This window comes from Marinomonas ushuaiensis DSM 15871 (assembly GCF_000521805.1).
Classification (GTDB): Bacteria; Pseudomonadota; Gammaproteobacteria; order Pseudomonadales; family Marinomonadaceae; genus Marinomonas; species Marinomonas ushuaiensis.
Window position 1 is genome coordinate 471,440 of the sequence record NZ_JAMB01000001.1, and the last position, 12,995, is coordinate 484,434.

Sequence of the window (12,995 nt, forward strand, 5' to 3'; positions counted from 1 at the left end):
TGAGAGCTTTGTACGACTACTACGCTCACTAATATGTTGTTAAAAATAGGTAAAAAAATTTATTTATAATCCATAAATCTCTCTTTTTGCCTATTTTTCCTTGGCTTAGCTTTACTCAGCCGGATTATTTTCGCTTGCGATAATTTCCTCCAGCGCCTGCTTAAAACTTTCGGCTGGTTGTCCTCCTGTGATGGCGTATTTATTGTTAATGACAACAGTAGGTACTGAGTTGATGCCGCTTTGTTGCCAATGCTGTTCTAGCTTTTTCACTTCTTCTTTGTATTGTCCGCTTTCTAGTACGCCTTTCGCTGCGCTTGGATCTAGATTAACGCTGGCGGCTATTTTAGATAAAATAGTGTAATCACTTACATCTTGGTTATGAGTGAAATGTGCTTTGAATAGTGCCGCTTTTAGTTCTGCCTGCTTACCTTCCAAATGCGCCCAATGCAATAAACGGTGAGCATCGAAAGAATTTCGCATGCGACTTTCGTCGTTGAAGTTAAAATCAAAATCGAGCTCTTTACCGCGTTCTTGAATAGCCGCTCGGTTTTCTTCAGATTGTTCTTTCGTAATGCCGTATTTTTCCGTGATGTGTTCACTGAAATCTTGACCCTCAGGCGGCATTGACGGATTAAGTTCGAACGGCTGAAATGTGATGTTCACTTCAACTTTATCACCTAATACTGCAATTGCTTTGTTTAAGTTACCGAGTCCAACGACGCACCAAGGGCACATAACATCGGAAACAAATTGTATATCTAATGAATCTTTCATGATCAATGACCTTGATGTTGAGTATATTTATATTGATATGGGCTAAGGCTGGGAATAAAAGTGTTTTTTAAGGATAAATCTCTGTATTGATGCGGATTTGCATAATCTGTGCAATTTCTAGTGCAAAAGACACGTTTTATATTAGCCTCCCTTATGAATACTTATTTGGACTTTTTTTATTTAAACTTTAGTAAGACGGTTTATGATTTAATGTGCGGGAATAAATTATTCCATTCGTAATGTTTTTCAGTTGAGTTTTTTTTATGCATGATATTTCTATATGGCTTCTCCTTTTATTTGTCGTCGGAAGCTACGTTCAGAGTCTAACAGGTTTTGCTTTTGGTCTGATTGTGATGAGCTTTGCGGGACTGTTTTCTTTAGTATCCATAGAAGTGGCTGCCTTTTCAGTCAGCGTGTTAAGCATGACGAATGCTGCCACAGGATTATACGGTGGTGTATGGAAGCAGGTTAATCCCAGAAATTTAATCGTATATTTTATTGCGTCGACACCTGCGATTGCGCTGGGCGTTTATTTGCTCAATTATTTTGGTCAAAATGCATTAAATTGGCTGCAACTCTTTTTGGGCATTACCATTGTTTTGGCTTGTTTGATGAGTTTGATAAAGCCTAAGCAAGGCGCAGAGCCTTCCCGTCCTTGGGTGTATTTTGTGTTCGGTGGTATTTCTGGGATTTTTGGCGGTTTATTTGCGACATCAGGACCGCCTATTTCGTATTTAATGTATCGTCAGCCAATTTCTATTAGTGTCATTCGCGCCACTTTGTTGAGCGTTTTCTTTATCTCATGCTTGATGCGAATTGCAATTATGGGTGTGGGCGGACAAATTACTGCGCCAATGATTTGGGTGAGCCTATTGGGGTTGCCCTGTGTGCTTATTACCTCTTTGTTGGCGAAGCGTTATCCGCCAAACATATCGCCTCAGGTAATCAAACGCATTGCGCTTATTTTATTGCTGTTATCTGGTGTGAGTTTGACATTAAAAGCGTTACTTTAATGTCAAATAGAAGTACTGGGGTAATCCCTAATTCCCTGAAAAGATAGCAGGATCCAAAAGTAGAATCTTCTTGTAATCTAAACGCAGGAGATTCTGCATGAAAAAATCTCGTTACGCTGATACTCAGATCATGGCTATTATGATTTTTCGGTTGCTTGCGTCGAGAAATTCATATGCCTTTAAAAAAGGGAGGGTTACTCTCTGCCGGTAAGCTTTGTTTATGGAGAGTAATAATAGTCTAAAGCAGCTTTTGATGAACCGAATCACTAAAAGCCAAAAGTTTTGATTTGCAAAACAAATAAAACTAATCAAAGCTATTTGAATTTTTATAGCGCTTATAAAGTGAATGGGCGTGGCTTAAGTGTTGGTTCATTGCTTTTTGTGCGGCATTAGTGTCTTGGTTACGGATATTGACAACAATCGCTTCATGCTCAGCTCGTACTCGGGCCAAATACTCTTCGCTTGCTACTTGATCTAAGTCTGTATTAATTAATTTGGCTCTAGGGATTACATTTTTATTGAATTGTTCGAAGAACTGTTTAAAAAATGGGTTATGTGTCGCTTGGCAAATTGCCAAATGTAAGTTGTAATCTTGTTTTCGAGCGAGTTCTCCACGTTCCAGAGCGAGGTCAAATTCGGTGAAGTGATGTTCGATTTCTGCTAAGTCTTCTTCTGTACGTCTTTCAGCTGCTAATGCACAAGCAGCACCTTCTACACTCATTCTAATTTCGAGTATGTCTAGAATATCTTTTATTGCTGTTGGATCTACATTATATGCAAATACACTTTCACTAGACATTGAGCGGATGACCGCCGTACCAACACCTCTTTTTGTTTCAACTAGCCCAAGTGATTTAAGTTGAGTGATAGCTTCTCGAATTACTGTGCGGCTAACACCAAATAAATCACATAACGCGTTCTCAGTTGGTAACTTTTCGCCAACAGAAATCCTCCCTGACGTAATTTCGCTTTCTACTTGTCTAGCCACAACTGTGCCTAGGTTATCAGACTGTCCGACACGTTGAACTTGAAGGAAACTATGAGGGTTATCTATACTTTTCATCTTTCTTATACTCTAGATAATAGACTTTCTACTTTAGTATACTAAAGTAGAAAGGTGAGTAATAGCTTTGTTATATGGAAAACTATTTTTTATGTCGAAAAAATATTTTATTACCGTAGAAAGTCAAGCTTATTAAAAATATTCCAAGAATTATGTTTTAACAAATTTGATTTTTATATTTAATTTCGTTTTTCTTTTTTTATTACCAAAAAGTAAACAAAAACAAATGTGAGTAATATAAAGAATAAACTATCTAAGTTAGTAATAAATATACTTGGGTTTCCATCATTTAAACTCATAGATCTTCTGAAATATTGTTCTAATCCAGGGCCTAAAACATAACCAAGTAGGAGTGGTACCGTTGGATAGTTATTAGCTCTCATTAGAAAAGCAATCAAACCAAAAACAATAGCCATAGACATCTGAAACATTGAGTATGTTGCAACATAGCTCCCAACAATAGCAACCACGGCAATACAAGGGTATAAAATTGATCGTTTAATGGAAACTATTTTTATAAAATATGGGCCTAATATAAATAAAGTTAATGGTATTAAAATTAATGCACTTATGAAAAGAGAGGCAAACATAGGAGCAATTAAATCAACTTGATTTTCTAATAGTCTTACACCAGGTTGAAGGCCGTTAATCATTAATACTCCTAGTACGATCGCAGTTGTAGGATCTCCTGGAATACCAAATACGAGCATTGGTACAAACGCTCCTCCACACATTGAATTATTTGCTGATTCTGCAGCTGCAATTCCTTCTCTGCTACCTGAGCCATATTCTTGCTGTTTCTTTGATTTTCTTTTTGCGTCTGCATAAGAAATAAATGCTGCAACAGATCCTCCAGCCCCAGGTAATACACCTACCATATAACCAATAATGGAGCTTTTTAAGTACGTCCAGAATCCTATGGCTTTTATTTCTGAAATTTTAGGGAAAAAATCTCTTCGCCTAATTTTTTTAGCATCATCATCTATATTGAGGTGGAGTTTCCCCACTTGAGTTTGATAAATGATTTCACTAATAGCAAATACGCCAATAATAAGAGGCATCATTTCGATACCTTCCATAAGGGCTTCGGTTCCGTAATCAAACCTTGATATAGGCTGCATGACATCAATACCTATACTAGCAATCATTATTCCCATCAAAGATGCAATAGCCGCTCTAGTGATAAATCCCTTGTGAGATATGATAATAACGATTAAAGAGAATAGGATCAGTGAAAATTTTCCTGGTGTTTGAATGTATAAAGATAGTTTAGCTGTTAGAGGAGCCAAGAAAACTAGAAGTAGTACCCCGATTACACCACCAACCATAGACCCTAGTGCTGCATGGCCAAGGGCATTCGCCCCGTAGCCTTTTTTCATCAAAGCATTACCTTCAACAGCAGTCATTACGGAGGATGGAGCTCCTGGAATGTTAATCGTTATGGCAGTAATACTTCCAGAGTACATTCCCGCCATAAATATGGATGAACACATTACTAATGCACTAACAACGTCTAAGCTATAAGTAATAGGGAGTAATAATGCAATCGCTAGTACAGAGGTTAGCCCAGGCATTGCTCCAAAAAAAGTACCAATTAAAAAACCAGAGATCATGTAGCCTAAAACTTCTGGTTGTAATATGGTTGAAAAGCTTGATATGAAAGCAGAAAACATATCCATTTTTAACTCCCTAGAAAAATCGGTAATCTGACATTGAAAATAACAGAGAATAAAAAATAGAAAATAGTTGTGACTATTATTGATGTTAAAGTAGCTTTAATAATAGATATTTTTCCGTCAGAAAAACACACATAGACAATAAATACATATAATGGAGTTGATAATAAATATCCAAATAGATTAAAAAATATCAAATACATTATAGTTGCTGTTGTGAATATTATAATAGGCTTAAATTCTATTTTTTTTATTTCAAAAATCTTGTCTTCTTTAAATGATTTTATTATATCGATAACAATAAAAGTAAACATCAATGATACTGTGATTGTCGGTACAAACTTCGCACCAAAAACACCTTCGTCGTAACCAATATCAATTGAATCTATACCTAAAAAATAAATTATTGAAATGATAATAAATAAGACAGGAATGGATAGTTTTCTTATTATGGAACTTTTCATTTTCTACTCCAATATAAAAGGAGCCCCCTGTAGGGCTCCCCTTTATCTTCTACTTTCTCAAAATGCCTTGATCAACTAGATTCTGCATAATTAGGTGTAAATTATCTTTTGTGTCTTTAATCCAAGTTGGGGTCTTATCAGAACCTAACCAATCTGGAGTCACACCAATTTTTTTCACCCAATTCTGAAATTCATTACTTTCTAGGGCTACTTTATAAGCCGCTTCAAGTTTGTTTTGAACATCTTTAGGTGTTGCCTGAGGAACTGCGATAACAATAAAACTTCCCATTACTAGATCAATGCCTTTTTCATATGCCGTAGGTACGTCGGTATATGTAAGGTTTCGCTGTGTAGAAAACTCAACAATACCATGGGCTTTACCATCATCTATTAATCCTGAAAAATCACCTAAACTTGTAGCAACAATATCTACTTCATTTGCTAGAATCGCTTCTTTTTGCGCAGCTGCACCACCTGGGTAAGCAATGATTTTAAAATCTACATCTGCTTTTTTCTCTAATTGAAGTACCGCTAAGTGCAACCGAGAGCCAATATTTTGAATGCCGATTTTAATTTTTCCTGGGTGTGCTTTCGCATCAGACATGACATCTTCAAATGTTTTATATTTGGATGTTGAGTCGACAATTAATGCATCAGGTTCACTTGTTAACCTAGCGATATAGCTTAATTTATCTAAATCATAACGCTTTAGTTTATCTTGCCATGGGATAGTTACGATACTGTCGTAAGTTAAAGAACCAATGGTATACCCATCAGCTTTGGCTGACATTAAATCCATTACGCCAATAGCACTAATTCCGCCTTCTATGTTCTCAGCATAAATCGTTCCGCCGAGTTCTTTTTCTGCGATTATACTAAGCTTTCGAACAATTCCATCTGTACCACCACCAGCGCCCCAAGGGATGACCATTCTTACATCCCGGTTAGGGAAGTCAGCGGCAACTGCTGTAGTTAAAACTGAAGACATTAGTGTTGTAAGTAGAATTTTTTTTATTTTTATGTTCATTTTTATATCCTTGGTGGTTTTGTTTGAGTCAATAAAGTCTCACATAAAGTAATACATCATACAACCTCGATTGACGATTTGTTTGTATTTTTTGTTATCTAAAAACATTGAACACATCATTTTTCATCTCAATCATATGAAATGTAAAGGTTTTTTATTTTTTCCTTTTAATACAGCCCATTTTTTAATAATAGAGTTGAGAATTATATTGGCTTGCTATTATAAGATATGGTTGTATGATGTAATACATCTATACGAATTTCTACGTTGGTCTAGATCTTTATATTTTTAATAACTTAAGGAAAAACATATGACACTTTCTATAAATAAAATTCGTTCTGCTTTAAGTGATGGTTTGCTCTCTTTCCCTATTACAGATTTTGATAGTAACGGTAAATTTCAAGTTGATACCTATAAACAACGAATTGAATGGTTTGTTGAAAATGATGTGTCTTCTATTTTTGTAGCTGGTGGAACTGGGGAGTTCTTTTCTCTTGATTTAGAAGAATACAAAGAGATTTGTAAGGTCGCTGTAGAGGTTGTGGCAGGTAGAGTACCAGTTATTGCTAGTGCGGGCCGAAGCGTAGCAGAAGCGAAGGAATTTGTGAAAGTTGCAGAAGAGGCCGGTTGTGACGGTATTTTATTGATGCCTCCTTTTTTAACTGAATGTCCTGAGGATGGTGTTGTCGAATATGCTTCACAAATCATGCAAAGTAGCTCGCTTCAATTTATCTACTACAATCGTGGAAATGGAACGTTAGGGGCGGAAAGTGTGGAGTCATTAGCGGCGCAAAACCCAAATATGATTGCCTTAAAAGATGGTGTGGGAAATATGGCAGCGCTGAATGATATTGTCAAAACGGTTGGTAATCGTTTAGTTTATATCGGTGGTGTTCCAACAGCTGAAATCTTCGCTGAAGCCTATATTTCGATTGGCGTTAATACATATTCTTCTGCAGTATTTAACTTTATGCCTGATATGGCGAACCGTTTTTATAAAGCACTACGTGCAGGAGAGACTGAGACAGTAAGCGCTATTATTAAAGATTTTTTCATTCCATTTTGTCGTTTAAGAGATGAAAAGAAGGGTTATGCAGTAAGCTTGATTAAAGCGGGTGCATCTTTGGTCGGTCGATCTGCGGGTGATGTTAGAGCACCGCTTACTATGCCTACGGATGAGCAAAAAAGCCGACTTAAAGTAATAATTGACGCGAATAAATAAGAATTTTACAAAAATAGAGTATTAGATCAAGGTTATGAATAGCTTTGTTTTTTTACCGAAACTTCAGGTGACTGTGGTTCACCGTATGAACCACAGTGCTTTTATTAGTAAATTAAGATGTGTTAGATAACACCTAATTCTACCAAACGTTCATGCAAGTAGCTGCCAGCAGAGTGACGTTCTGACAACTTAACTTCAGGATGTGGGTGCAGGAAAAGCGGTAGTGAAATTCGTGATTTCGTTTTATCAGTACCTTCAGGGTTAACCACGCGGTGAGATGTGGATGGGAAGTAACCTGCAGAAGCTTCTTGCAACATGTCACCAATATTAATCACTAAAGTGCCAAAGTCACAAGGGACATCCATCCAACTACCGTCTTTGGCCTTTACTTGCAAACCAGGTTCATTCGCTGATGGCAAAATGGTTAATAGGTTAATATCTTCATGTGCTCCCGCACGAATGGCCCCTAATTCTTCGTCGCCTTTAAGTGGCGGATAATGAAGTACACGAAGAAGCGTTTGTTCACTGCCATCCACCATGCTGGAAAGTGATTGTGAATAATTCGCAGCGATATCAGCTGGTGTGTGTTTTTCCACCCAAGTAAGCAGTTCTGATGCCAGTGTGTTTGCTTCTGCATAATACTGGGTCAGTTGTGCTTTTTTGTCTGCTGGGCACTGTCCCCATGGGTAATAGTGAAAATATTCTTTGATGTCTTTTTTAGTGTGGCCTTTCGCTGTTTCCGAAACATCCGGTGGGAAAAATCCATCTTGCGTACCCTTGTTGTATCGATAGTTGTATTTTTCTTCACTATCAAAGAATGACTGCCATTCATTGTAAATAGCGCTAACAAGAGCTTGCTGAATTGGGTGGTTTTTTAGAACGCCGAAACCTGTTTCATGAAGAGATTTTACGAAATCTTCTTGGGCCGTTGGGCTGGTGTAATCGATGGCTTGTAGTTGCATACTTGTTTCCTTTGTCGCTTTTTGGCAGACAGTATTGTTTATTTACATCAAAGCTTCTTTTCATAGGAAAAGAAATAATTTGTATTTTAAGACAATATTTAAGGAGATTAAGAAGACCAGCCGCTATGGAAAAAATAGCGTAAATCGACGGTTTCAGCTTGGTAGTGTTGTGCCCATGTCATCATTTTTAGACGATCAAGAGGCCCGATTAATATCGAGTGGTCTTGTGCGCTGTGTAATGAAATTAGGGGCATTTTGGGCTTCCTAAGCATGAAAAGTAGAGGTTTTTAAAACAATACATCATTTTTGATGTGTAATGGTAGTTTACTGTCTGATTTGTATTTTTTGAAGTCAATCAGTAAAAAAAGGTATATTTTGGAATGGTTTACCGTTAGTTTGGTCTATACTGTTTTGGTCGAATCGTTTTTTGATTGGCTTTTTTACACTTCTTCTCTATCAGCTCTACTGCGTTATAAGGAAGCTTTCTTAGCTTCAGATATGGTTCAGATCTCAGTTCTTTTTAAGCTTAGGCAATTAGCACACTCCTTGTGTTTTCATCTAATTAAAGAGGGTTCATGACTATGAATACATTTTTCGATTCGTTTAAAAATCACTTTTTAATCTCCATGCCCCACCTTGACGACCCACACTTTGAACATACGGTTATTTATCTTTGTCAGCACACAGAAGATGGTGCGATGGGAATAATCATTAATCGACCTTCTAATATCGATTTTACTGAATTAGCTAATCATCTTGATATGTCAATTAGCGCCCATCATTTGGCAGCAGAATCAATTTATACTGGTGGCCCTGTGGAAGCAGAGCGCGGCTTTATTCTTCACACTACAGATAAAAAGTGGAGCAACACTCTACCAGTAACCGATGAGGTTTCTTTGTCAGCCTCTTTAGAAGCGCTGGAAGATATAGCGCAAGGTAACGGCCCAAATGCTTTTCGTATTACATTAGGCTGCGCCGGCTGGGACGCTGGACAATTAGAATCTGAAATCGCAAACAATGATTGGCTGGTATGTGAGGCGGATTTAGACGTATTATTCCATACACCAAGTGATATGCAATTTACCGCTGCAACTCAAGTACTGGGAATTGATATGACAAGACTTTCACCGGATATAGGACATGGTTAATGACAGCGTCAATCTCGACAGAAACGTCTTTAAAGGATAATCAGAAACCCAATACTGTTCGTTCAGTGTTGGGTTTTGACTTTGGTACAACCCGAATGGGGTTGGCTATTGGTCAGAGCATTACCGGTACTGCTCAGCCACTGGACCCAATTAAGGCAAAAGACGGCATCCCCAACTGGGATGAGATTACTAAAGTCGTTGAAGAATGGAAGCCTGATGCGTTTGTGGTTGGCTTACCGCTAGACATGGATGGCGCTGAAAATGAGATGTGTCAACGAGCACGTAAATTTGCCAAACGATTGCATGGACGGTTTAACCTTCCTTACCATATGATGGACGAACGATTGTCTTCTTACGAAGCAAAAGGGCAGGTGATCGCACGAGGTGGAAACCGTAATTTCAAGGACAATTCTGTCGACGGTTTGGCTGCTCAAATGATTCTAGAAACTTGGTTTTCAGAGTCTCTTTAAATCATCCATTAACAAACTGTTAAGATAGAAGCAGTGATTTTTTAAGCAAGGTATGAGTAATAATGAAGTTAGATTTAGAGCATTCTCTAGCGTCAATGAAAACGCAATTGGCTGAGTATTGTAAAAAGAAAAATATTGAAGATGCCATTGTCGTCGGAATTCATACTGGTGGCGTTTGGGTGGCTGAACACCTAATGTCTGCCGTAGCAACAAGCGAACCACTTGCGACATTGGACATTACTTTTTACCGTGATGATTTTACCAAAGCAGGTTTGAACCCGAAGGTAAATCAAACGCAATTGCCGGCTATTGAAGATCGTCACGTTATTCTAGTTGATGATGTTTTGATGTCTGGTCGAACGATTCGTGCGGCGATGAATGAGATTTTTGACTTCGGTCGACCTGCCAGTATTACCTTAGCTATCCTGTATGATCTTGGGCAACATGAATTGCCTATTTCTGCAGACGTAGTGGGTGAGCATTTAACGCTTAATCCTGATCAAAGGGTTAAGTTGACTGGGCCTCAGCCGATGCAGATTTCCTTAGTGGATGCGTATTAATATCGGTTATAGCGCTTTATTTTTTACTGAACAAATACGACAATTAGCATATGGATAAAACAAACGACCAAATAGCCAAAGAGAATTCGATTTTGCCAGTTATTCTGGTGAAGTTACTATTTGCGTTACGGTTTTGCATTGCTAATGCCCGGTTTTAGTTTTACTGACCGGGCATTTTTCTATCTAAAAGCATGCTTTTGGTTGTGATGTACTTTTAGAATAAAAACGATTAAGCATAAAAAAATTTAAATATTAAAAGACTATTTTAAATGAGAAAGACGATACCGTCTTTGCAGTTTGAGGAAAGCAAACCATGATGCGATCCGACCCACGGGCATTACAGTTAAATGAACACGGTCAATTAAAACACTTCCTGACACTAGATGGGCTTGATAAAACCATCCTGACAGAGATTCTAGACAGAGCAGAGTCTTTTCTTTCAATGGGCGAGCAGTCCGTTAAGAAGGTGCCACTTTTACGTGGTAAAACCGTTGTTAATCTCTTCTTTGAAAACTCCACTCGAACTCGTACAACCTTTGAATTAGCTGCTAAGCGCTTATCCGCAGATGTTATTAATTTGAATATTGAAACCTCAGCGACGTCGAAGGGAGAGTCTTTACTAGATACCCTGAAGAACCTAGAAGCCATGCAAAGCGACATGTTTATTGTCCGTCACTCTGACAGCGGTGCGCCTCATTTTATTGCGGAGCATTGCACACCAAACGTTGCGATAATTAATGCGGGTGATGGTCGTCATGCTCATCCTACTCAAGCCATGTTAGACATGTTGACGATTCGTCGTCATAAAGGCAGTTTTGAAGGTCTTAAAATCGCCATTGTTGGTGATATTTTGCATTCACGAGTGGCGCGTTCTCAGCTTCAAGCGCTCACAACCTTGGGTGTCGATGATATTCGTTTGGTTGGACCGAAAACCTTAGTGCCAAACTTTTTTTCTGAAATGGGTGCGACCATTTGTCATGACCTAGAAGCCGGGTTGAAAGACGTTGATGTGGTTGTCATGTTGCGCTTGCAGAAAGAGCGTATGAAAGGCGCATTATTACCAAGTGAAGGTGAATTTTACCGCTTATATGGTTTGACTGAAGAATCCCTTGCATGGGCAAAACCTGACGCCATCGTTATGCACCCTGGGCCAATTAACCGAGGTGTTGAGATTTCTTCAGAAGTGGCGGATGGTGAGCACTCTGTGATTTTGAATCAAGTTACCAACGGTATTGCTGTGCGTATGGCTGTGATGTCTATGGCAATGAGTGGTCAGTTGCAAAGTGATGAAGCGCCAGCAGCGAAGGATGAGAAATAGCATGAAATTACGTATTCAAAATGGTCGTTTGATCGATCCTAGCCAAAACCTTGATAAAGTCACAGACCTGTTCATCGATAATCATAAAATCGTTGCTATTGGCGAGGCTCCTGCAAGTTTTGAGGGTGCAGAAATTCTTGATGCATCTGGGCATTGGGTATTACCCGGTTTGGTGGATCTTGCTGTGTCATTGCGTGAACCTGGCCAAACTCAAAAAGGCAATATTGCAACAGAAGGTCGCGCTGCTGTTTCTGGTGGGGTGACAACAGTTATTTGCCCTCCTGATACTCGTCCTATTGTTGATACACCAGCCGTTGCAGCGCTCATTCAAGACAAAGCCGATGAAGCGGGAATGGCTAATGTTTTTCCTATCGGTGCGTTAACACAAGGTCTGGAAGGCGCACAGCTAAGTAATATGGTTGCTTTAACGGATGCCGGTTGTGTTGCTTTATCGAACGATAGACATGCAATGGTGAATACAAAGGTATTGTCACGAGCACTTGAATACGCTGCAACTCATGATTTGTTGGTTGTGTTTCATCCTGATGAAAAAAGTTTATCAGAAGGCGGATGTGCTCATGAAGGCTTGATGTCTACAATGCACGGCCTTGGAGGTATTCCAGACACCGCTGAAACCGTCGCTTTAACGCGAGATTTATTATTAGTCGAAAAAACAGGCGTCCGCGCACATTTTGCTCGTTTGACCTGTGCGAAATCTGTAGAAATGGTCGCTGATGCGAAAGCCGCCGGCTTAGATGTTACGGCCGATGTGGCGGTGCATAACTTATTGCTAAGCGATGATGTATTGAATCAGTTTGATGGTCATTATCATGTATTGCCGCCATTACGTGGTGAGAATGATCGCCTTACGTTAATCGAAGGTATTAAACAGGGTGTTATTTCTGCCATTTGTTCTGATCACCAGCCACACGAAAAAATGGCAAAAATTGCACCATTTGCTGCTACTGAACCCGGTATGGCGAATGTCGAAATATTGTTGCCACTGGCGATGAAGCTGATGGACGAGGGCGATTTAGACTTCTCAACGTTATTGACCTGCTTAACGTCTGGCCCGGCTGCCTGTTTTGGTTTAGAAGCTGGATCTTTATCTGTAGGCAGTTTTGCTGACTTTATGTTGTTCGATAGTACCGCCCGCTGGACATGGACTTATGAAAGCAGAAAGACTAAGGGGCATAATTCACCTTATTTTGGCGATGAGTTTGTTGGTCGGGTTATGAGTACTTATGTCTCTGGTCAGCGAGTCTATCAGGCAATTTAGCTTGATATTTAAGGTATAG

The 12,995-nt window shown here is 39.0% G+C and carries 14 protein-coding genes; 7 read left to right on the top strand and 7 right to left on the bottom strand.

Translation table 11 applies throughout. From position 1 onward, the window contains the following. Positions 1 to 111: 111 nt before the first annotated feature. Positions 112 to 774 carry a DsbA family oxidoreductase gene (locus MUS1_RS02170; protein ID WP_036158421.1) on the bottom strand — a complete coding sequence of 221 codons (663 nt, stop codon included), beginning with the start codon at positions 772 to 774 and terminating at the stop codon, positions 112 to 114. A gap of 263 nt (positions 775 to 1,037) precedes the next feature. Here MUS1_RS02170 and MUS1_RS02175 point away from each other — a divergent pair, with 263 nt between their 5' ends. After that, entirely contained in the window at positions 1,038 to 1,787 is a 750-nt protein-coding gene (locus MUS1_RS02175) for a sulfite exporter TauE/SafE family protein (RefSeq protein WP_036158424.1), read from the top strand. Positions 1,788 to 2,091: 304 nt separating this feature from the next. Here the strand turns inward: MUS1_RS02175 and MUS1_RS02180 are convergent, their stop codons facing one another. The 4 genes from MUS1_RS02180 to MUS1_RS02195 form a co-directional block, all read right to left on the bottom strand. Further along, positions 2,092 to 2,850, bottom strand: a complete 759-nt coding sequence (locus MUS1_RS02180; RefSeq protein WP_036158427.1) for a FadR/GntR family transcriptional regulator — start codon at positions 2,848 to 2,850, stop codon at positions 2,092 to 2,094. 179 nt (positions 2,851 to 3,029) lie between these two features. Further along, on the bottom strand, positions 3,030 to 4,529 hold the full coding sequence (locus MUS1_RS02185) for a tripartite tricarboxylate transporter permease (protein ID WP_036158430.1): 1,500 nt from the start codon (positions 4,527 to 4,529) through the stop codon (positions 3,030 to 3,032). A 2-nt stretch (positions 4,530 to 4,531) separates the two neighbouring features. After that, entirely contained in the window at positions 4,532 to 4,990 is a 459-nt protein-coding gene (locus tag MUS1_RS02190; protein WP_036158433.1) for a tripartite tricarboxylate transporter TctB family protein, read from the bottom strand. A gap of 49 nt (positions 4,991 to 5,039) precedes the next feature. Further along, complete coding sequence (locus tag MUS1_RS02195; protein WP_036158436.1) at positions 5,040 to 6,017, bottom strand: Bug family tripartite tricarboxylate transporter substrate binding protein; 978 nt, start codon at positions 6,015 to 6,017, stop codon at positions 5,040 to 5,042. 310 nt (positions 6,018 to 6,327) lie between these two features. Here MUS1_RS02195 and MUS1_RS02200 point away from each other — a divergent pair, with 310 nt between their 5' ends. Further along, positions 6,328 to 7,239, top strand: a complete 912-nt coding sequence (locus tag MUS1_RS02200; protein WP_036158439.1) for a 5-dehydro-4-deoxyglucarate dehydratase — start codon at positions 6,328 to 6,330, stop codon at positions 7,237 to 7,239. Positions 7,240 to 7,361: 122 nt separating this feature from the next. Here MUS1_RS02200 and MUS1_RS02205 read toward each other — a convergent pair whose 3' ends face one another. Further along, positions 7,362 to 8,201 (bottom strand): 2OG-Fe(II) oxygenase family protein, encoded by an 840-nt coding sequence (locus MUS1_RS02205; RefSeq protein ID WP_036158442.1) that lies wholly within the window; start codon positions 8,199 to 8,201, stop codon positions 7,362 to 7,364. A gap of 107 nt (positions 8,202 to 8,308) precedes the next feature. After that, positions 8,309 to 8,455: a hypothetical protein gene (locus tag MUS1_RS16025; protein WP_156924846.1), complete on the bottom strand. Its 147-nt coding sequence runs from the start codon at positions 8,453 to 8,455 to the stop codon at positions 8,309 to 8,311. 321 nt (positions 8,456 to 8,776) lie between these two features. Here MUS1_RS16025 and MUS1_RS02210 point away from each other — a divergent pair, with 321 nt between their 5' ends. The 5 genes from MUS1_RS02210 to MUS1_RS02230 all read left to right on the top strand — a co-directional run bounded on the left by MUS1_RS02210 (position 8,777) and on the right by MUS1_RS02230 (position 12,976). After that, positions 8,777 to 9,349 carry a YqgE/AlgH family protein gene (locus MUS1_RS02210; RefSeq protein ID WP_036158446.1) on the top strand — a complete coding sequence of 191 codons (573 nt, stop codon included), beginning with the start codon at positions 8,777 to 8,779 and terminating at the stop codon, positions 9,347 to 9,349. Continuing rightward, positions 9,349 to 9,819: a Holliday junction resolvase RuvX gene (ruvX, locus tag MUS1_RS02215; protein ID WP_036158449.1), complete on the top strand. Its 471-nt coding sequence runs from the start codon at positions 9,349 to 9,351 to the stop codon at positions 9,817 to 9,819. Before MUS1_RS02210 ends, ruvX begins: the two co-directional genes overlap by 1 nt. Before the next feature lie 62 nt (positions 9,820 to 9,881). Beyond that, the gene (gene pyrR / locus MUS1_RS02220; RefSeq protein ID WP_036158452.1) at positions 9,882 to 10,379 is read left to right on the top strand and encodes a bifunctional pyr operon transcriptional regulator/uracil phosphoribosyltransferase PyrR; all 498 of its coding nucleotides are present in this window, start codon (positions 9,882 to 9,884) and stop codon (positions 10,377 to 10,379) included. 313 nt (positions 10,380 to 10,692) lie between these two features. Further along, a complete protein-coding gene (locus MUS1_RS02225; RefSeq protein ID WP_036158455.1) occupies positions 10,693 to 11,697 on the top strand; it encodes an aspartate carbamoyltransferase catalytic subunit in 1,005 nt (334 codons plus the stop codon). Between the two features lies 1 nt (position 11,698). Next, positions 11,699 to 12,976: a dihydroorotase gene (locus tag MUS1_RS02230; RefSeq protein WP_036158458.1), complete on the top strand. Its 1,278-nt coding sequence runs from the start codon at positions 11,699 to 11,701 to the stop codon at positions 12,974 to 12,976. Positions 12,977 to 12,995 lie beyond the last annotated feature (19 nt).

Coding starts and splice junctions, on each gene's coding strand:
- MUS1_RS02195 (WP_036158436.1), bottom strand. CDS start 6,017: ATGAACATAAAAATAAAAAAAATTCTACTTACAACACTAATGTCTTCA.
- MUS1_RS02180 (WP_036158427.1), bottom strand. CDS start 2,850: ATGAAAAGTATAGATAACCCTCATAGTTTCCTTCAAGTTCAACGTGTC.
- ruvX (WP_036158449.1), top strand. CDS start 9,349: ATGACAGCGTCAATCTCGACAGAAACGTCTTTAAAGGATAATCAGAAA.
- MUS1_RS02175 (WP_036158424.1), top strand. CDS start 1,038: ATGCATGATATTTCTATATGGCTTCTCCTTTTATTTGTCGTCGGAAGC.
- MUS1_RS02185 (WP_036158430.1), bottom strand. CDS start 4,529: ATGGATATGTTTTCTGCTTTCATATCAAGCTTTTCAACCATATTACAA.
- MUS1_RS02170 (WP_036158421.1), bottom strand. CDS start 774: ATGAAAGATTCATTAGATATACAATTTGTTTCCGATGTTATGTGCCCT.
- MUS1_RS02225 (WP_036158455.1), top strand. CDS start 10,693: ATGATGCGATCCGACCCACGGGCATTACAGTTAAATGAACACGGTCAA.
- MUS1_RS02230 (WP_036158458.1), top strand. CDS start 11,699: ATGAAATTACGTATTCAAAATGGTCGTTTGATCGATCCTAGCCAAAAC.
- MUS1_RS02200 (WP_036158439.1), top strand. CDS start 6,328: ATGACACTTTCTATAAATAAAATTCGTTCTGCTTTAAGTGATGGTTTG.
- MUS1_RS16025 (WP_156924846.1), bottom strand. CDS start 8,455: ATGCCCCTAATTTCATTACACAGCGCACAAGACCACTCGATATTAATC.
- MUS1_RS02205 (WP_036158442.1), bottom strand. CDS start 8,201: ATGCAACTACAAGCCATCGATTACACCAGCCCAACGGCCCAAGAAGAT.
- pyrR (WP_036158452.1), top strand. CDS start 9,882: ATGAAGTTAGATTTAGAGCATTCTCTAGCGTCAATGAAAACGCAATTG.
- MUS1_RS02210 (WP_036158446.1), top strand. CDS start 8,777: ATGACTATGAATACATTTTTCGATTCGTTTAAAAATCACTTTTTAATC.
- MUS1_RS02190 (WP_036158433.1), bottom strand. CDS start 4,990: ATGAAAAGTTCCATAATAAGAAAACTATCCATTCCTGTCTTATTTATT.